Below are 18,770 nucleotides of genomic sequence, written 5' to 3'. Positions count from 1 at the left end.
CGCGATTCGCCGTCCGCGGCGTTGAGTTCCCCCAAATGCGGCGGCCACGTCGCGTAGCGTCCGAAGCGTGCTGTCTTTGCTGGCCCGGGTGGTCATCGCGGCCCCAAAACGGGTACTTCTCGCGGTCGGGCTGCTGACGATCATCGCCGGGGTGTGCGGTGCCACGGTCACGGAGCACCTGGGCGCTGCCGGCTTCCAGGACCCGAGTTCCGAGTCGGCGCGGGGGACCAAGGTGCTCACGCAGAAGTTCGGCCAGGGCGATATGGACCTGACCTTCGTGGTGCGAAGCTCCGGCGGGGGCAGCGTCCTGGAACCGGCGGCCGTGACGGCCGGTCGCAAGCTCGTCGCGGACCTACGGGCCACCCCGCAGGTCAGCGGTGTCGAATCACCCTGGGACGGTTCCCCCGCCGGTCAGGGTTTGCTCAGCGCCAACCGCAGGACCGCGGTGGTGATCGCGCAGATCACCGGGGGCGAGAACGAGGCGCCCAAGAACGGCAAGGACGTGGCCGACACGGTCACCGGTGAGCGTGACGGTCTCACCGTGCTGGCCGGTGGCACGGCGATGGTGTCCGCGGAGATCAACGAGCAGTCCGAAAAAGACCTGCTCATCGCCGAAGCCATCGCGCTGCCACTCTCGCTGCTCGTACTCATCTGGGTGTTCGGCGGCGTGTTCGCTGCCCTGCTCCCGCTCGTGGTCGGCGGTATGGCCATCGTCGGCACCCTCGGGATGCTGCGCGGAATCACGCTTTTCGCCGATGTGTCGATCTTCGCGCTGGATCTCACGACCGCGATGGGTCTGGCACTCGCGATCGACTACACGTTGCTCCTGGTCAGCCGGTACCGGGAGGAGTACCGACTGGTCGGTGATCGCGACGAGGCCCTGCGCCGGGCGGTGGCGAAAGCCGGTCGCACGATTCTGTTCTCGGCCTGCACGGTGTTCCTCGCGGTGGGCGCGCTCGCGGTGTTCCCGATGTACTTCCTGCGGTCGATGGCCTATGCGGGCTGCGGCGTGGTGGCGCTCGCCGGCCTCTATGCCGTCGTCGTAGCCCCGGCGGTGATCACGCTCCTGGGCGACCGGATCGAGTCACTCAACATCCGCACGGCGATCGGACGGGAGACCACGGACCCGGACATCCGGCACAGCGTGCTCTACCGGACCGCCACATTCGTCATGCGGCACGCGATCCCGTGCGCGCTGGCGGTGATCGCGCTGCTGCTGATTCTCGGCGGCCCGTTCCTCAGTGCGCGGTTCGGGCTCCCGGATGATCGCGTGTTACCCGCGACCGCGCAGTCACGCCAGGTGGGGGATACGTTGCGTGCGGAGTTCCCGGGCAACGCCGCGGTTGCGACCTCGATCGTCATCCCCGATGCCCGTAGCCTGACCGACAGCGACATCGCCGCGTATGCCGCCGCGTTGTCCAACGTTCCCGGTGCCGTCGCGGTGTCTGCGCCGAAAGGCTCCTACGTGCACGGCCGCGTCGTCGGCCCCCCGCTGTTGCCGACCGCGCTCAAGGACGGAAGCCTGTGGATCTCGGTGGCGATCGAGCATCCGTCGTCGGACTCGTTGTCCCGGGCGGAACTCGACCGGCTGCGCGCGGTGCCCGTGCCGCACAGCGCCGAGGCGCTGTTCACCGGTGCCAATCAGCTCAACCAGGACTCGGTGGATGAGATCGTCCGGCTGCTGCCCACGGTCCTGCTGCTCATCGCGGTCACCACGTTCGTGTTGATCTTCCTGCTCACCGGCAGCCTCCTGCTGCCGGTGAAAGCATTGGTACTCAACACGTTATCCCTGTCGGCGACGCTCGGAGCACTGGTGTGGGTGTTCCAGGAGGGGCATCTGGGCGGCCTCGGCACCACACCGACCGGCACACTGGTCGCCGATGTGCTGGTGTTCCTGTTCGCGACCGCGTTCGGGTTGTCCATGGACTACGAAGTGTTCCTGCTGTCCCGGATCCGCGAACACTGGCTCGAGACGGGCAACAACGACGAAGCGGTGGCGCTCGGGATCGCCGGTGCGGGCCGGGTGATCACCGCGGCCGCGATTCTCATGGTGATCGTCTTCGCGGCGCTGTCCAGCGGCCAGGTCGCCTTCATGCGGATGATCGGCGTGGGACTCGCGCTCGCCGTCGTGGTCGATGCGACGCTGGTGCGGATGGTGTTGGTGCCGGCCGTCATGAAGCTTGCCGGTAAATGGAATTGGTGGGCTCCCGGACCGCTGGCGACGTTGCACGCCAAGGTGGGGATCAGCGAGTCAGGCTGATCTCCCCGGCCAATTCGTGGTCGAGCAGGAAGGCGCCGGATTCGCGCAGATTCGGCGGGTGGAACGAATACGCCGAGATGCACGAGGAGAGGTACGCGATCTCGGGGTCGGTGGCGAAGGCGACGCCACCCACCTTCGCCACCAGGCGGGCCACGGCGGTCTGCAGCTGGTCGCGCAGGCCGAGCCGAATCCACAACAGGTCGGCGAACAGGTCGTCGCTGCGATCGCCGGAGTCGTAACGCGCGGCGATCATCCGCAGTGCACGCCACACCCCTTCGACCGGCGAGAACAGTTCGACGAAGTCGGCCGGGGTGAAGTCGTCGCGGCCGGCCAGTTTGAGCGCGAGCCGGGTCGCCGCGCCGACGTAGCCGGCCGTGATGATCAGACCGAACAGGACGTAGCCCGACTTCTCGTTGCGGCCGTCGGGATCTTCGATGTCGCTGACCATCATCAGCTCGTTCGGCACGAAGACGTCCTCGAACACCACCGCGTGGGTCTGCGCACCCGACAGGGGTGCGCTGGTCCACAGCGGGGTGACGCTGAGCCCGGGGCTGCCGTTGAAGATCACGGTGATGGCCCGCTGTTTGGTGTCATCGAGCAGCACGCTGGCCATCACACAGTCCATACTGTCGGCGAGGCTGCACGGCTTCTTCTGTCCCGTCAGCGTGTATCCACCGTCTGCCGGGCTGGCCTGCATCGTGGGGCGGAAGACACTGCCGGCGATCTTGCCCTCCGAGAAACCTGAAGCGAAGACCGTGCGGTTCTCGATCAGCGATTTGATCAGGCCGACGGTCTCCTCGTCGGCCGTGTTCGCGAAGTCGGCCAACCCCGCCACCGACAGGTAATGCATGGTGGTCGCAGCCGCGAGGGAGGGGCTCAGATAACCGACACCGCGTTGCAGCTCAAGGGTTTCCACGCAGGTCGCACCCAGTCCGCCGAGGGCGCTCGGCGCGGTCAACCGGGGTCCGTCGTGCTCCTTCCAAAGCGCGACGACGTTGGTCGACGGGTCCTCGGCGGCCATCATGCCGAGCGCCTCCAATGTGTCGGCCAGATCAGGCAGGTGATGACGGACGGCTGCCATGTGTGACAGTCTCGCCTCGAGTCCAGTGCGGTCCATGTGCGGGTCCTTGCTCGTCAGGTGCGAATGAGGTAGCGCCGGAGCGCTTCTGCGGAACTGGCTGACGGTCTCCAGGCGGTCGTGGTGCGAAGCAGCCGGGAGTCGAGTAGCGGGTCACCGCGTGTCACCCAATGCCCGGAGAACGGGGAAAGGTGAAGCCGGAAAGCCACATCGGCACCCGGTTTCAACAGGCGTACCGGACCGCCGATCAGCCGTGCGCCGTTCATCGAAGCGATCTCCTTGACAGTCGTCTGATCTGTCGGGGCGATGTTGTAGATGCCGGTCAGGCCCTCGGTGAGGATCGTGGCATAGGCATCGACCAGGTCGGCGTCCCAGAGGAATTGGTAGAACGAGCGGGCCGGCTCCGGGTAGACGACCGTTTTGGCCAGGAACGCTTGCAGGCCCGAGTTGTCGAAGTGCTCGCCGACGATGTAACACGGCCGCGCCACCGCCAGTTTCGTGCCGCCCTCGCCAGAGTGTGTCCAGTACCAGTTGGCCAGGTGTTCCAGCAGTGCCTTGTGATAGAAGTAGTAGTGGTCGGGGTTCTGATCGCCGGCGGGATAGCTGTTCTCCGGCAACTGTTTTCCCGTACCGCAGGCCGCGACGCCGAGGGCGTTCGCGCTCGAGGTGAGAATCAGTTGGCCGATGCCCACCCGGTTGGCTTCGGCGAGGAGGGTTCGCGTTGCCACCACGTTGACCTGATAGGCCCGGCGTTTGTCCCTGGGTTCCTCCACGCAGTAGGCCAGGTGGATCAGCGCGTCGTACCCGGCGACCGCGTCGAGGTCGACATGGTTGCTCAAGTCGAGGAAGGCTTCGCGCACCTTGGGGTGCGCCACCTCGACCGGCCGGCGGCCGAGGACGGTGACCTCCTTGATGTCGTCGTTCTCGACGGCCCACGTGAGCATGGACCGTCCGAAATCTCCTGTCCCACCCGTGATGGCGAGGCGGAGGCCTCCGCTCATACGGCCGCCAAGGCCCAGGACAATTCCGCGGTGAGCACGTCGGCGCAACGACGGACATCGTCTTCGCTCAGTTCCGAGGTCATGCAGACCCGCAGTATCGGCTCGCCCATGGGCACCGCCGGATAGATCGCCGGTGTGACGAACACGCCCGCATCCCGAAGCTGGTTCCAGCTCAATGCGGTCCGCATCTCGTCGGACAGCCGGATGGGGATGATCGGGGACCAGTCGGGGCCGAGGTCGTCGGGTCGCTGGAGTGCGACGTCCAGGGGCGCAAGGAGGTCGCGCATGAGCCGCGAGTTGCGTTCCAGGCGACGCCGGCGCCGGCTGCCTTCGTCGCTTCGGATGATGTCGATCGCCGTCGCGGCCGCGGCCATCGCGCCCGGTGTCGCGGAGGTGCTGAACCAGAATGATCGCGCGCTCAGCCGGATCTCGTCGATGAAGTCGCGCGACGCTGCGATGAATCCGCCGAGGCCACCGATCGCTTTCGACAACGACCCCATCAGGATGTCGACGTCCTTGGCGACCCCGTTGCGTTGCGTCAAACCGCCCCCGGTCGGTCCGAAAACGCCGATACCGTGCGCTTCGTCGACCATGAGCAGCGCCCCGGCGTCCTTGCACGCATCGATGATCCGCTCCAGCGGGGCGGTCGAGCCTTCCATCGAGTAGAGCGAGTCCACGATGACCAGAATGCGGCGATATCGGGTACCGGCATGGCTGCGCAGGGTCGCGGCCAGGGACTCGGCGTCGTTGTGCTCGAACTTGGCTTCGACGGCCCGGCTCAGCCGTACTCCGTCGCGGATCGACGCGTGAGCCAGGGAGTCCACGACCGCCAGGCAGTCGTCGCCGAGCAGCGCCTGGATGGTGCCGACGTTGGTCTGGTAACCGGTGGTGAAGACGAGGGCCTCCTCATGGCCCAGCCATGCCGCGATCTGCTGTTCGAGCGCGACATGCAGCCGGTATGTCCCGTTGAGCAGACGGCTGCCGGTGGTACCGGTGCCGAATTCGTTCGTCGCTTCGACCGCCGCGGCGACCACGTCCGGATGTGTCGACAAGCCGATATAGGAGTTGGAGCCCAGCAACACGCACTGCCGCCCCCGGATGCCGACGCGCGGTGTGTCGACGGAGTCGATTTGCTGGAAGAACGGGAGTTGGCCAGTCGAGGCAAAGTGGCGCACCAGCTCGATTCGCTGCCCCACATCCTTCGCAATATCCCCTGTTTCTGCGAATTCCTGCAGGTCGTGATCCATGGTTCCCCTCCAACGATCGGCTATGGACACTGACGAGCGTTCACCGAACTCACGTCACCGAAGTAATTCGGGTTCAACGCCGCCGCGGATTGCTCGGAACTCGGAGAATCTCGATCTGAGGCGGGGTGTGCGTACGAGGACGCACAGATGCGCACGCGTCTCGGCGGCGGCTCTGCCACGCTGAGCCGGTGGACCTGATGTGGCGCGTCGTGGCGTTGACGGTCGCGACGTTTACCGTGCTGCTCGCGGTGCGCCGGGTCGTCATGGTGGTGAGCGGGCTGGTGTTCGCCCGCTATGTCGCCGTCGGCGGCCTGGCGGCGTTCTCCGTCGACCGCGACGGCGATATCTGCCGCGTCCGGTTCGAGGTGGGCGGGCCCGGCGTCTTCCACAACGTGACGATGCAACTGTTCGGTGGTGACGGACCCGACCCGCCCGCGGTGCGGCACACCATGGCCGCAGGGGACCGCCCGATCGAATGGACTGTCCACGCCGGGGCCCCGGCGTGGGTGCTGGTGACGTGGGTCCGGCCATACCTGCAGGGCGTCGAATCCGAGGCGCTGGCGCATGTGGTGCAGACCGGCCGGCTCTACGAGTGGCGGTGGTACTCGGAGACGACCCGCTATGTGCGCACGGTCATCCGGTTCGTCGGCCGCCGCTGGTCGCTGCCCGGCGCCGACCTGGCGCTGTACGGGCGGTGGCGTCGGACCTCGTCGAACTCGGCGGAGGATCTGGTGGGGCCCGATGACACCCCGCCGCCTCACGCCGGCGTGTAGACCACGATCTGGAACTCCGGCTGATCCGACGGCCGCAGCTGGTGGTGCTCGTAGGTGACGGCGCCGAATTCGGGGTGATGGAAGATCCGTTCGCGCGATTCGAAGCCGCGGATATCGTGGCGTTCCCAGCCGGCGCGGAATTCGGGGCTGGCCTCCGACAGTCGCGCCACCAGGTCCAGCAGGGCGGGATCGCCCAAGCGCGAACCGATTTCGGCACGGAACTCGGCGAGGAACCGCGAACTCGTCACGTGCCAGTCGTCGAGCAGATCTCGCACCGCGGGGTCGGTGAACACCACCCACAGCAGATTTCGCTCGGTCGGCGCGGTGGTCGCCACGTTGGGGTAGAGACGTTGGTAGGCGGCGTTCCAGCCGGCGATGCCCCACTCCGGAGTCAGGGCATAGGCGGGGTTGTCCCCGATCGCGTCGAGGAAGCGCTGCAGGTGCGGCGGCACCGTCGACACCTCATCGGCCGAGGCCGCGGGCAGCGGAGCGAACCCGGCCAGTCCCAGCACGTAGCGGTGCTCGGGAACGCCGAGGCGCAGCGTGCGGCTGACGGCGTCGAGCACCTGGCGGGACGGATTGATATCGCGGCCCTGCTCCAGCCAGGTGTACCAGGTGACGCTCACCCCGGACAGATAGGAGACTTCCTCACGGCGAAGCCCCACCGTGCGACCCCGCCCGGCGGGCGGCAGACCGAAGTCCGTGCGGACCAGACGTTCGCGGCTGGCGCGCAGGAAGGCGCTGAGTTCGGCGCGGCGGTCCTCATCGGTGGGCACCTGCCAAGACTAGTACTGCCACTACTAGTAGTGACGGCGTCTTCCCAGGTGAGGCTCCCCGCCCGACAGTAGAAGCATGATCCCGCTGCGTTCCCGTACCGTCACCCACGGTCGCAACATGGCCGGTGCCCGGGCCCTGCTGCGCGCCGCCGGAGTCGCCCGCGAAGACTTCGGCAAGCCCATCGTGGCCGTGGCCAACAGCTTCACCGAGTTCGTGCCAGGGCACACCCACCTGCAGCCGGTCGGACGGATCGTGTCCGACGCGATCCACCGGGCCGGTGGCATTGCGCGCGAGTTCAACACCATCGCCGTCGACGACGGTATCGCCATGGGGCATTCCGGCATGTTGTACTCGCTGCCCTCGCGTGACCTCATCGCTGACTCGGTGGAGTACATGGTGGAGGCGCACAAGGCCGACGCCTTGGTGTGTATCTCCAACTGCGACAAGATCACTCCCGGCATGCTGATGGCCGCCCTGCGGCTGAACATCCCGACGGTCTTCGTCTCCGGCGGGCCGATGGAGGGTGGCCGTGCCACCCTGGTGGACGGCCGGGTGCGCACCGGCCTGCATCTGATCGATCCGATGGCCGGCGCGGCCGACCCGAACGTCTCCGACGAGGACCTGGCCCGGCTCGAGGAGGCCGCCTGCCCGACCTGTGGGTCCTGCTCGGGGATGTTCACCGCCAACTCGATGAACTGCCTGGTCGAGGCCCTCGGGCTGGCGCTACCCGGCAATGGCTCGGTGCTGGCCACCCACACCGCGCGACGCGCCCTCTACGAGAAGGCCGGCGCCGCCGTCCTGGACCTCACCACGCGGTACTACGGCCACGGTGATGTCTCGGTGCTGCCACGCGCCATCGCGTCGCGGTCGGCGTTCGAGAACGCCATGGCGATGGACGTCGCGATGGGCGGCTCCACCAACACCATCCTGCATCTGATGGCCGCGGCACATGAGGCCGAACTGGACTTCGTGCTCGGAGAGATCGACGAGATCTCCCGCCGCGTCCCGTGCCTGTGCAAGGTCGCCCCCAACGGGGCCTACCTGATGGAGGACGTGCACCGGGCCGGTGGCATCCCCGCGATTCTGGGCGAGCTGTACCGGGCCGGCCTCCTCGCCAAGGATGTGCATGCGATCCACGCCCCGAACCTCGACGAGTGGCTCGACGCCTGGGACATTCGCGGGCTCAATCCCTCCCCGGAAGCCGTCGAGCTGTTTCATGCCGCCCCCGGTGCACGGCGCAGCGCCACCGCGTTCTCCCAATCCGAGCGCTGGGAGAGCCTGGACACCGACGCCGCGCACGGCTGCATTCGCGATGTCGCGCATGCCTATTCACCCGACGGCGGGCTCGCCGTGCTCACCGGGAATCTTGCGCCCCACGGGAGTGTGGTCAAGACCGCCGGTGTCGACGCGAGCGTGCTGACCTTCGCGGGCCCTGCGGTGGTGGTGGAGTCGCAGGAGGAGGCCGTCGACGCCATCCTCGGCGGCCGGGTCAGCGCCGGTGACGTGGTGGTGGTCCGCTACGAGGGACCGCGCGGCGGACCAGGCATGCAGGAAATGCTGTATCCCACCTCGTTTTTGAAGGGCAAGGGGCTGGGCAAGGTGTGCGCGCTGATCACCGACGGCCGCTTCTCCGGTGGCACGTCGGGGCTGTCGATCGGTCACGTGTCACCGGAAGCCGCGGCCGGCGGACCCATCGCCCTGGTGCGTGACGGCGACCGCATCGTCATCGATATTCCCTCGCGGGCGATCACCCTCGATGTCTCCGACGATGAACTCGACCGCCGCCGCGCCGAATTGCACGGTGCGTACCGTCCGCGGGACCGGGTCCGGCCCGTGTCGGCGGCACTGCGGGCGTACGCATTGTTGGCAACGTCGGCGGATCGCGGCGCGGTCCGGGAGATCCCGGCCGGCATCTGACGGTTCCCCGCGCCGCGTGTGTGCGGTTTCGTCGGCGACGCGCCGAGACAGACCGCCCAAACCGCACAATTGCGCGCAGGCGGTGCACGGAGTGACCCGCGTAGGCTCGAGTCATCACCACTTGCGAACGTCTCGCGGTCCGCGACCCCCTCCGTATTGCTGTCCTGGCACCGATCGCGTGGCGGACCCCACCGCGGCACTACGGGCCGTGGGAGCAGTTCGCATCGCTGCTCACCGAGGGACTGGTGGCCGCCGGCCATCACGTCACCCTGTTCGCCACCGCCGACTCGCTCACCGCGGCCCAGCTGCAGGCCACGACGCCCACCGGCTGGTCCGAGGACACCAGCATCGACGCCAAGGTCGCCGAGTGCCTGCACATCGCGTCGGTGTTCGAACGCGGCGGCGATTTCGACATCATCCACAACGGTTTCGACTTCCTGCCGCTGACCTACAGCGAACTGGTCGACACCCCCGTCGTCACGACCATTCACGGGTTCTCCTCGGAGAAGATCGTGCCCGTCTACCAACGCTATGACGGCGCAGGTGCGTACGTGTCGATCAGTGACGCCGATCGCCATCCCGACCTGCACTACGCCGCCACCATTCACCACGGCATCGATATCGACCGGTTCGCGGTCCACCCGAGCCCGGGGGAGCACCTGCTGTTCTTCGGCCGGATCCATCCGGACAAAGGCACCGCCCATGCCATCGAGGTCGCCCGCCGATGCGGGCGCCGACTCGACATCGCCGGAATCATCCAGGACGAGGAGTACTTTCGCGACGCCGTCGCGCCGCACCTCGACGGCGACCAGGTGCGCTACCTCGGGGCCGTCGATGCCGACAGCCGTACCGAGGTGTTGGGCGGCGCGCATGCGCTACTGCACCTGATCGACTTCGATGAGCCGTTCGGTTACAGCGTCGTCGAGTCCATGGCCTGCGGAACGCCGGTGATCGCGCACGCCAGGGGCTCGATGGGCGAACTGATCGAGCACGGCGTCACCGGTTACCTGGCGGCAGACATGGACGCCGCGGTGGCGGCGGTCGACGCGGCAGGCGGGCTGGACCGCGCCAAGATCGCCGAGTGCGCCGCGGCGCGCTTCTCGGTGTCGGCGATGGTCGACAAGTACGTCGATGTCTACCGCGACGTCCTCGGCGCCCGGGCGTGAACGCGGCGTGGTGGAAAACCGCTGTCGTCTATCAGATCTACCCCCGCAGCTTCGCCGACTCCAACGGCGACGGGATCGGCGATCTGGGCGGGATCATCGAACGGCTGGACCATCTGCACGATCTCGGCGTCGACGTCATCTGGCTGTCCCCGATATACCGCTCACCCCAGACCGACAACGGATATGACGTCAGTGACTATCGCGATATCGATCCGCTGTTCGGCACACTCGCCGACTTCGACGGACTGATCGCCAAGGTGCACGCCCTGGGGATGAAACTGGTGATGGACCTGGTGGTCAACCACACCTCCGATGAGCACCCGTGGTTCGTCTCCTCGCGATCGGCACGCGGAAACCCCAAGAGGGACTGGTACATCTGGCGAGACGCCCGCGGTGGCGCGGTGCCCAACAATTGGGAGTCGTTCTTCTCCGGGTCGGCCTGGCAGTGGGACGAATTCACCGGCCAGTACTACCTGCACCTGTTCGCCCGCAAACAGCCAGACCTCAACTGGGCGAACCCCGAGGTGCGAAAAGCCGTGCGGGACATGATGGTGTGGTGGCTGGACCGCGGGGTCGACGGATTCCGGATGGACGTCATCAATTTCATCTCCAAGGCAGATGGGCTGCCCGACAGCGTCTCGCCGCAGCAGCGATTCGCCGTCGGAGATCACGTGCACACCTACCTCGCCGAACTCACCGACACCGTCTTCGGTGGCCGCACAGGGGAATTCCTCACCATCGGTGAGATGCCCGGTGTGACAACCGAAGAGGCACGGCTCTACACCGATCCGGCGCGCGGTGAGCTGGATATGGTCTTTCAGTTCGAGCACATGTCGGTCGACCAGCGCCCGGAGAACAAGTTCGACGATATCGGTCTCGACCTGGTCGCTCTGAAGACCGCGTTGCACCGGTGGCAGTCAGCACTGGCCGATGTCGGCTGGAACAGCCTGTACTGGAACAACCATGACCAGCCGCGTGTGGTGAGCCGGTTCGGCGATGACCACCCGGATCACTGGGCCGCCTCGGCCAAGGCGCTGGCCACCGTGCTGCACGGGATGCGGGGTACCCCGTTCGTCTACCAGGGTGAAGAGATCGGAATGACCAACTACCCGTTCCGTTTTCCGGAGGAGTACGCCGATATCGAATCGGTGAACTACTTCCGCAGCGTCCTCGACCAAGGTTGGGATCCGGGAGCCGCGCTGGCCGGACTGGCGAAGATGAGCCGCGACAACGCCCGCACCCCCATGCAATGGGACGCCGGACCCCACGCCGGATTCAGCTCCGAAACAGCGTGGCTGCCGGTCAACCCCAACCACAGCTGGCTCAACGTCGCAGCGCAGACAGCGGCAGCGGATTCGGTACTCGCGCACTATCGTGCCCTCATCCGGCTTCGGCACGAGCTGCCCGTTCTGGTGGACGGCGACTTGACGCCCGTGCTGGCAGATGACCCGCAGATCTGGGCCTATACCAGGGCGACTGCGCAGGAAAAGCTGCTGGTGATCGCGAACTGCGGGCGCACCACGCGAACGGTGGATGTCGGCCTCGAATGGATGTCGGCTGAGTTGGTGCTCGGCAACGTGTCCGGTACTGCGGCCGCGCTGACATCGACCTCGCTCGCTCTGTCGGGTTGGGATGCCCGGATCTACTGCCTCGGCTCCTGATCGGCGGATGGTCGGCGTTCGGCGTACAGTGAAGGAATCAAAGGTGTTCGGCGGGGTGAACTCCCTGATGTACTGAGACCTGCGTCTGCCACGAGTCAGATTCACCCGTTCCGACGAAACGGGTAATTCACATGTGTGGCAGGGGTATCTCGTGACGTACTGCATCGGCGTGATGCTGAACGACGGACTCATCTTCGCCTCTGATTCCCGCACGAATGCCGGCGTGGACAACGTCGCCAAGTTCTGCAAGATGACGGTGTTCGAGATTCCCGGCAATCGGGTGATCGTGCTGCTCAGTTCGGGGAATCTGGCCGGCACCCAGGCCATCGTCAGCGTGCTGACCCAGCGGTGCGCCGATGGCGCCGCGACCACCAATCTGCTCGGCGCCACAACGATGTTCGACGTCGCTCGGCTGGTCTCGGATGCGATGCGCGAGACGGAGGAACGCGACGCGAAGTACTTGAACGGCAACGCGGTCGGGTTCAACGCGTCGTTTATCGTCGGCGGGCAGTTGGCCGGTGAACCGATGAGGCTGTTCCGCATCTATGCGGAGGGCAACTTCATCGAGGCCGGGACGGACACGCTGTTTCTGCAAACGGGGGAGACGAAGTACGGCAAGCCGATCCTCGATCGTGTCCTCGCACCGGACACGTCGCTGGCCGATGCCACGAAATGTGTTCTGGTTTCCTTTGATTCGACCATGCGCAGCAACTTGTCGGTGGGTATGCCGATCGACTTCCTCAGTTACGAACGCGACAGCCTGGTGGTGCGGCGGCGGCGATTCGACGACGAGGACCCGTACTTCACCGCGGTCGGGGAGGCGTGGAGCGAAGGTACCCGCGCGGTGTTCAGCAGGCTGCCCGAACTTCATTGGTGATGAGCAGAAGCCCTGCGCGAAAACCAGCTTGAGAGATCGCGAGACAATATGAAAATCAACGTCGGCTTCGAGATGATCTTCGAATGCCCCAAACCCACCCCGATGATCTTCAACCTCAACGTCCATTACACCCGGGTGTCGGATCTCCTCGGCCGTGACGCCCTGATGGTCGACCCGCCGGTGCCGATGAAGGCCTACCGCGACGACTTCGGCAATTGGTGCACCCGCATCGTCGCGCCGACGGGACGCAGCCGGGTCAGCGCCGACGCGACCGTCACCGACAGCGGGCTGCCCGACGCACTGGTTCCCGGGGCGCGCCAGACAGCCGTGGAGGACCTACCCGACGACACACTGATCTTCCTGCTCGGCAGCCGGTACTGCGATACCGATCGGTTGTCCCAGACTGCATGGGACCTCTTCGGACAGACACCCACCGGCTGGGACCGCGTGCAGGCGATCTGTGACTACGTGCACCGCCACATCACCTTCGACTATGAGCAGGCGGACAACACGCGGACGGCGCTGGAGGCGTTCACCGGCCGGGTCGGCGTGTGTCGGGACTTCACCCATCTGGCCGTCGCCTTCTGCCGGTGCATGAACATTCCGGCGCGGTACTGCACCGGCTATCTGGGCGATATCGGAATGCCCCCGCCCTATGGCCCGATGGACTTCGCGGCCTGGTTCGAGGTGTTCCTCGACGGGCAATGGCACACCTTCGACGCACGCAACAACGTGCCGCGCATCGGCCGAGTGCTGATCGCCCGCGGACGCGATGCCGCCGATGTCGCGCTCAGCAACGCGTTCGGGGCCAATACCTTGACGGGTTTTCGGGTGTGGACCGACGAGGTCGGCTGAGCCACGTGCCGGCCGTCAGACCTGAATCTGCCCGCCGTCGACGGCCAGCTCAGCGCCGGTCATGAAGCTGCTCTGGTCCGAGGCCAGAAACAGTACGGCTGCGGCAATCTCCTCCGGCTTGCCGACGCGCTTGAGCGGCAGGCCGGCCGCCATACCGTCGAGCAACTCCTGCTGTTGATCGGCCGGCGCCAAACCGGTGAGCCCGGGGGTTTCGATCGGTCCGGGCACGATGGTGTTCACCCGGATCTTGCGGTCGGCCAGCTCGGCGGCCCAGGTGCGGCCCAGCGAGCGGATGGCCGCCTTGGACGCGGCGTAGAGCCCGAACGCCGGCATACCTTCGGAGGCGGCGGTGGAGCCGGCCAGGATGATGGAGGCGCCGTCGTTGAGCAGCGGCAGGGTCTTTTGCACGGTGAAGACCGTGCCGGCGACGTTGCGGTCGAAGTTGTCCCGGTAGTGCTGCGGCGTCACGTCGGCGAGGGTGGCGAAGTCGCCGCCGCCGGCATTGGCGAAGACGATGTCCAGGCCCGTGCCGTGCGCGGCGATCTCGGCGGCCAGGGCGTCGAGATCGCCGGGCTTGCTGATATCACTCTGCACACCGTGGGCGCCGATCGACGCGGCCGCCGCGTCGAGGCGGGTGCGGTCGCGGCCGGTGATGAAGACGTAGGCGCCTTCATCGGCGAGCCGCTTGGCGGTGGCCAGGCCGATGCCTGAGGTGCCACCGGTGACCAGTGCTGTCTTGCCGTCGAGCTGTCCCATGATCGGGCTCCGTCCCTATGTGGTTCGTGCGGTTCGCCCGCTACAACATAGGTGATACATCACCTATTCCGGTGTGAGTACCGTCCACAGTCTGGCGATGTGGTCATCGATGATCTCGGCCACGTCGAAACCCGATGCCACGGCGGTGTCGTCCGGGGTGCGCACCTCCCAGGCCAGGAATCCCAGGCCGCGGGTCGCGCGGACCGGCCCGGCCTTAACGAAATGCAGACCGGGAAGCTTTTCCTGCAGCTCAGCGGCCTTGGCATTGAGTTCGTCGTGGCCGGTGGCGATGCCCTCGTCATCGATCCACTGCACGTCAGGCGCGTACGTCCTCGCGATCGCCGCGGCGCGGCGCTGCGGGTCGCGTTCATCGAACACGGCCAGCAGATTGGCTTCCATCAGTCGGGTGATTGTCTCGGTCATGACGCTCCTTTAGGTGATTAATCACCTAAATACTAGCCCGGCGCGGGCGGGAGCGAGCTGTTGTGATTGAGGTTGACGTGAATATGCTCCAGCGCCGCGGTGAACGGGGCGAGCAGGTTGTCGGGCAGGGGATCGAAGAACAGCCGTCGCACCAGGTCGACGTGCCGGGGCGCGGCTTCCTCGATGGCCTGGCGTCCGTTCGGGGTGAGCATGACATTGGTGATGCGGCCGTCGTCGGCGCTGGGCCGGCGTTCGGTCAGACCGCGTTCTTCCATGCGGCGCAGCTGATGTGACAGTCGGCTGCGTTCCCAGCCGATCTGCGCGGCAAGATCACTGACCCGCATGCCCTCGTCTTTCGCGCCGCTCAGCGCCACCAGCACGTCGTAGTCGGCCAGGGATAGATTCGAGTCGGCTTGTAGCTGGCGGTTCATTTCGTAGCTCATCCGCAGTTGCACGCGCATATAGGCCACCCAGGCGCGTTGCTGCTTGGGCGTCAGCCATTCCTGCTTTGGTGATGTGTCCCGCTTCTTCGGCACCTGATGAGTATGACCCGATATTGCCCCCGAGTCTGGGAAGTCCAGTTGACACGCGATGCTTTGACGGACTAGGTATATTACGCGTGACTGCGCAGATGTAATGCCGACGAGCTCCCCACGGGCCGGGGCCTGATCGGAGTGTCGATGACTGCTAGCACCACTGAACAGCGATCCAAGATCGCCCACCTCATCCGGGTGCTCTCCGTGCCGATCCTGATCGGCTGGATTCTGCTCAACGTCGCCACCAGCGTCCTCGTCCCGCAGCTGGAGGAGGTCGGTGAGGCCCACACCGTCGGGCTCAGCTCCAAAGACGCGCCCGCCATGATCTCGATGAAGCGCATCGGCTCGAACTTCCAGGAGTTCTCCTCCGACAGCAACGCCATGATCGTGCTGGAAAGCGACCGGCCCCTGGAGGCCGACGCCCATCACTATTACGACGAGCTGATCGCGAAGTTCCGGGCCGATCCCGCGCATGTCGAGCATGTGGCCGACTTCTGGGGCGATCCGCTGACCGCGGCGGGTGCCCAGAGCGAAGACGGTAAGGCTGCCTACGTCCAGCTGTATCTGAAGGGCAACCAGGGCGAGACGCGGGCCAACGACTCGGTGGCCGCGGTGCGCGACATCATCGCGAAGAATCCGCCGCCGCCCGGCCTGCAGGTCTTCGTCACCGGTGGCGCGCCGCTGATCTCCGACCAGCACCACGCCGGCGACAAGAGCATCGCCCTGGTCACCGCGATCACGCTCGGCGTCATCGCCCTCATGCTGCTGATCGTCTACCGCTCCCTGGTCACCATGCTGCTGATCATGGTGATGGTGTTCATGGAGTTGGGTGCCGCGCGTGGGGTGGTCGCGTTCCTGGCCAACACCAACATCATCGGGCTGTCGACGTTCGCGGTGAACCTGTTGACGCTGCTGGTGATCGCCGCGGGCACCGACTACGCCATCTTCGCCATCGGGCGATACCAGGAGGCCCGCGGCGCCGGCGAAGATAAAGAGACCGCCTACTACACGATGTTCCACGGCACCGGGCATGTGGTGCTGGGTTCGGGGATGACGATCGCCGGCGCCATGCTGTGCCTGTCGTTCACCAAGCTGCCGTACTTCCAGACCATGGGCGTGCCCTGCGCCATCGGCACGTTCGTGGCCGTCATCGCGGCGCTGACGCTGGGCCCGGCGATCATCACCATCGGCAGCCGCTTCGGCCGCTTCGAACCCAAGCGGGCCATCCGCTCCCGCGGTTGGCGCCGGGTGGGCATCACCGTGGTCCGCTGGCCCGGCCCGGTTCTGGTGGCCACGTTGGCGCTGGCGCTCATCGGCTTGGTGACGCTGCCCGGATACAAGACCAACTACGACGCGCGCAAGTATCTGCCGACCGATATCGCCGCCAACGTCGGATATGCCGCCGCGGAACGGCATTTCAGCGCCGCCCGGATGAACCCCGACCTGCTCATGGTCGAAAGCGACCACGACCTGCGCAACTCCGCCGACTTCCTGGTGATCAACAAGATCGCCAAAGCCATTCTCGCGGTACCCGGCATCGGCAAGGTGCAGACCATCACTCGGCCCAACGGCAAGCCGATCGAGCACACCACGATTCCGTTCATGCTCGGCCAGCAGGGCGCGACGCAGAAGATGAACGAGAAGTACCAGCAGGACAACTTCGCCCAGATGCTCAAACAGGCCGACGATATGCAAACCAACGTCGAGACCATGGAGAAGATGTCCTCGATCACCGAGCAGATGGCGGAGACCATGCACTCGATGGTGCAGCGGACCACCGACATGACCATCGACATCGCCGAATTACGGGACCACATCGCCGATTTCGATGATTTTCTGCGCCCCCTGCGCAACTACCTGTACTGGGAACCGCACTGCTACGACATTCCGGCGTGTTGGTCGATCCGGTCGATCTTCGATGCCCTTGACGGTATCGACACCATGACCGACGACATCCAGCAGCTGCTGCCCGATTTGAAGCGCATGGACACCCTGATGCCGCAGATGGTGGCGCTCATGCCGGAGAACATCCGGGTGATGAAGAACATGCGCGACCAGATGCTGACCATGTACCAGACCCAGAAGGGTATTCAGGATCAGCAGTCGGCCGCGGGGGATCAGAACAACGCGATGGGGCAGGCGTTCGACGACGCGCTGAATGATGACACCTTCTATCTGCCGCCGGAAGCCTTCAACAACAAGGACTTCAAGCGCGGGATGAGCAACTTCATCTCACCGGACGGCAAGTCGGTGCGGTTCATCATCAGCCACGATGGCGACCCGGCCACACCGGAAGGTATTTCGAACGTCGAGCCGGTCAAGCAGGCGGCCAGAGAGGCCATCAAGGGCACCCCGCTGGAGGGCTCGAAGATCTTCCTGTCCGGGACGGCAGCTACCTATAAGGACATGCACGACGGGGCCTACTACGACCTTCTGATCGCCGGAATCGCCGCAGCCGCACTGATTTTCATGATCATGCTGCTGATCACCCGGTCGCTGGTGGCGGCCGCGGTGATCGTGGGCACCGTGCTGCTGTCGCTCGGGGCATCGTTCGGTATGTCAGTGCTGTTGTGGCAGCACATCCTTGGCCTGGAACTGCACTGGATGGTGCTGCCGATGGCGGTGATCCTGCTGCTGGCGGTGGGCTCGGACTACAACCTGCTGCTGGTATCGCGGTTCAAGGAAGAGCTGCAGGGTGGGCTCAAGACCGGGATCATCCGCGCGATGGCGGGCACCGGTTCGGTGGTCACCTCGGCGGGCCTGGTGTTCGCTGCGACCATGGCGTCGTTCGCATTCAGCGATCTGAAGGTGATGGCCCAGGTGGGTACGACGATCGCGCTGGGCCTGCTGTTCGACACGCTGGTGGTGCGGTCGTTCATGACACCCGCGGTGGCGGCACTGCTGGGCAAGTGGTTCTGGTGGCCGCAGATCATCCGGCCGGAGCATTCGGACCGGCGGTTGGCGGCGGCGGGAGTGGAGCCGGTCACGACCCGGTGAACCGGCTTCGGCCGGGGCTTGCGCCCCGGCCGTCAGCGGGTGTCCTTGCTAGGGGCTGGAGCTGATGGTGACGTGCGGGGTGACCTGCGGAATCTGATCCTCTGACAGGCCGATGCACGCGCCGCTGTCGGCGCCGGTGCAGGGGATACCGTCGATCTCGGGGATGTCCGGGTTGGCGGCCGTGGTGGTGAAGCCCGACGAATCCGGTGAGTTCGGCACCATGAACGGCGTGCACTGCGTGGTGAACTGGTCCTCTTCCTCACCACTGCTGCAGGCTGCCTGCGCGGTCGCGGGGTTGAGGATGACCAGCGCGGCCGGGGCACCGAGCGCGGCCAGGGCGAAGGCGGCGGCTAGCGCACGTTTGGTCAGGTCGGGCATGGAGCGGCTCCTCGTTCTTTGATAGTCGTCAGGATTGTACGGCTGAGTCACAGAAGTCACACGGGGAA

At 66.0% G+C, this 18,770-nt stretch carries 16 protein-coding genes; 8 read left to right on the top strand and 8 right to left on the bottom strand.

Annotated elements, in window-relative coordinates:
• The first annotated feature begins 67 nt into the window (after positions 1 to 67).
• Positions 68 to 2,260 carry an MMPL family transporter gene (locus H7J86_RS06710; protein ID WP_267290052.1) on the top strand — a complete coding sequence of 731 codons (2,193 nt, stop codon included), beginning with the start codon at positions 68 to 70 and terminating at the stop codon, positions 2,258 to 2,260.
• On the opposite strand, the gene H7J86_RS06705 is transcribed toward H7J86_RS06710, so the two are convergent.
• Genes H7J86_RS06705 through H7J86_RS06695 form a run of 3 tightly spaced genes read right to left on the bottom strand, consistent with a single transcriptional unit; the run spans position 2,244 to position 5,586 of the window.
• Positions 2,244 to 3,341, bottom strand: coding sequence for an acyl-CoA dehydrogenase family protein (locus H7J86_RS06705; RefSeq protein WP_267290050.1), 1,098 nt, complete (start codon positions 3,339 to 3,341; stop codon positions 2,244 to 2,246). The genes H7J86_RS06710 and H7J86_RS06705 overlap by 17 nt on opposite strands.
• Positions 3,342 to 3,394: 53 nt before the next feature.
• The gene (locus H7J86_RS06700; RefSeq protein WP_267290048.1) at positions 3,395 to 4,339 is read right to left on the bottom strand and encodes an NAD-dependent epimerase/dehydratase family protein; all 945 of its coding nucleotides are present in this window, start codon (positions 4,337 to 4,339) and stop codon (positions 3,395 to 3,397) included.
• The gene (locus tag H7J86_RS06695; protein ID WP_267290046.1) at positions 4,336 to 5,586 is read right to left on the bottom strand and encodes an aminotransferase class I/II-fold pyridoxal phosphate-dependent enzyme; all 1,251 of its coding nucleotides are present in this window, start codon (positions 5,584 to 5,586) and stop codon (positions 4,336 to 4,338) included. Before H7J86_RS06695 ends, H7J86_RS06700 begins: the two co-directional genes overlap by 4 nt.
• Before the next feature lie 188 nt (positions 5,587 to 5,774).
• Between H7J86_RS06695 and H7J86_RS06690 the strand changes: the two genes are divergently transcribed.
• Positions 5,775 to 6,359, top strand: a complete 585-nt coding sequence (locus H7J86_RS06690) for a hypothetical protein (RefSeq protein ID WP_267290044.1) — start codon at positions 5,775 to 5,777, stop codon at positions 6,357 to 6,359.
• Here H7J86_RS06690 and H7J86_RS06685 read toward each other — a convergent pair.
• A complete protein-coding gene (locus H7J86_RS06685; protein WP_267290042.1) occupies positions 6,344 to 7,135 on the bottom strand; it encodes a helix-turn-helix transcriptional regulator in 792 nt (263 codons plus the stop codon). The two genes, H7J86_RS06690 and H7J86_RS06685, sit on opposite strands and share 16 nt — an antisense overlap.
• Positions 7,136 to 7,211: 76 nt before the next feature.
• Between H7J86_RS06685 and ilvD the strand changes: the two genes are divergently transcribed.
• From ilvD to H7J86_RS06660, 5 genes are all read left to right on the top strand, one after another.
• Positions 7,212 to 9,053, top strand: coding sequence for a dihydroxy-acid dehydratase (gene ilvD / locus H7J86_RS06680; RefSeq protein WP_267290040.1), 1,842 nt, complete (start codon positions 7,212 to 7,214; stop codon positions 9,051 to 9,053).
• Positions 9,054 to 9,298: 245 nt separating this feature from the next.
• The gene (locus H7J86_RS06675; RefSeq protein WP_235683600.1) at positions 9,299 to 10,219 is read left to right on the top strand and encodes a glycosyltransferase family 4 protein; all 921 of its coding nucleotides are present in this window, start codon (positions 9,299 to 9,301) and stop codon (positions 10,217 to 10,219) included.
• Entirely contained in the window at positions 10,216 to 11,880 is a 1,665-nt protein-coding gene (locus H7J86_RS06670) for a glycoside hydrolase family 13 protein (protein ID WP_267290038.1), read from the top strand. Before H7J86_RS06675 ends, H7J86_RS06670 begins: the two co-directional genes overlap by 4 nt.
• A 151-nt stretch (positions 11,881 to 12,031) precedes the next feature.
• Positions 12,032 to 12,757 (top strand): proteasome-type protease, encoded by a 726-nt coding sequence (locus H7J86_RS06665; protein ID WP_090356197.1) that lies wholly within the window; start codon positions 12,032 to 12,034, stop codon positions 12,755 to 12,757.
• A gap of 48 nt (positions 12,758 to 12,805) precedes the next feature.
• A complete protein-coding gene (locus H7J86_RS06660) occupies positions 12,806 to 13,612 on the top strand; it encodes a transglutaminase-like domain-containing protein (protein WP_090355323.1) in 807 nt (268 codons plus the stop codon).
• A gap of 15 nt (positions 13,613 to 13,627) precedes the next feature.
• On the opposite strand, the gene H7J86_RS06655 is transcribed toward H7J86_RS06660, so the two are convergent.
• The 3 genes from H7J86_RS06655 to H7J86_RS06645 all read right to left on the bottom strand — a co-directional run bounded on the left by H7J86_RS06655 (position 13,628) and on the right by H7J86_RS06645 (position 15,252).
• Positions 13,628 to 14,368, bottom strand: a complete 741-nt coding sequence (locus tag H7J86_RS06655) for an SDR family NAD(P)-dependent oxidoreductase (RefSeq protein WP_267290036.1) — start codon at positions 14,366 to 14,368, stop codon at positions 13,628 to 13,630.
• Positions 14,369 to 14,431: 63 nt separating this feature from the next.
• Positions 14,432 to 14,791: a nuclear transport factor 2 family protein gene (locus H7J86_RS06650; RefSeq protein WP_267290034.1), complete on the bottom strand. Its 360-nt coding sequence runs from the start codon at positions 14,789 to 14,791 to the stop codon at positions 14,432 to 14,434.
• Positions 14,792 to 14,823: 32 nt separating this feature from the next.
• Entirely contained in the window at positions 14,824 to 15,252 is a 429-nt protein-coding gene (locus tag H7J86_RS06645; RefSeq protein ID WP_267290617.1) for a MarR family winged helix-turn-helix transcriptional regulator, read from the bottom strand.
• Positions 15,253 to 15,471: 219 nt separating this feature from the next.
• Here H7J86_RS06645 and H7J86_RS06640 point away from each other — a divergent pair, with 219 nt between their 5' ends.
• Positions 15,472 to 18,324: an MMPL/RND family transporter gene (locus H7J86_RS06640; RefSeq protein WP_267290032.1), complete on the top strand. Its 2,853-nt coding sequence runs from the start codon at positions 15,472 to 15,474 to the stop codon at positions 18,322 to 18,324.
• Between the two features lie 48 nt (positions 18,325 to 18,372).
• Here the strand turns inward: H7J86_RS06640 and H7J86_RS06635 are convergent, their stop codons facing one another.
• Entirely contained in the window at positions 18,373 to 18,702 is a 330-nt protein-coding gene (locus H7J86_RS06635; protein WP_167157843.1) for a hypothetical protein, read from the bottom strand.
• Positions 18,703 to 18,770 lie beyond the last annotated feature (68 nt).

This window comes from Mycobacterium hackensackense (genome assembly GCF_025822555.1).
Classification (GTDB): Bacteria; Actinomycetota; Actinomycetes; order Mycobacteriales; family Mycobacteriaceae; genus Mycobacterium; species Mycobacterium fluoranthenivorans.
The sequence above is the reverse complement of the archived record's forward strand: the minus strand, read 5'-3'. Positions and strand labels throughout refer to the sequence as shown.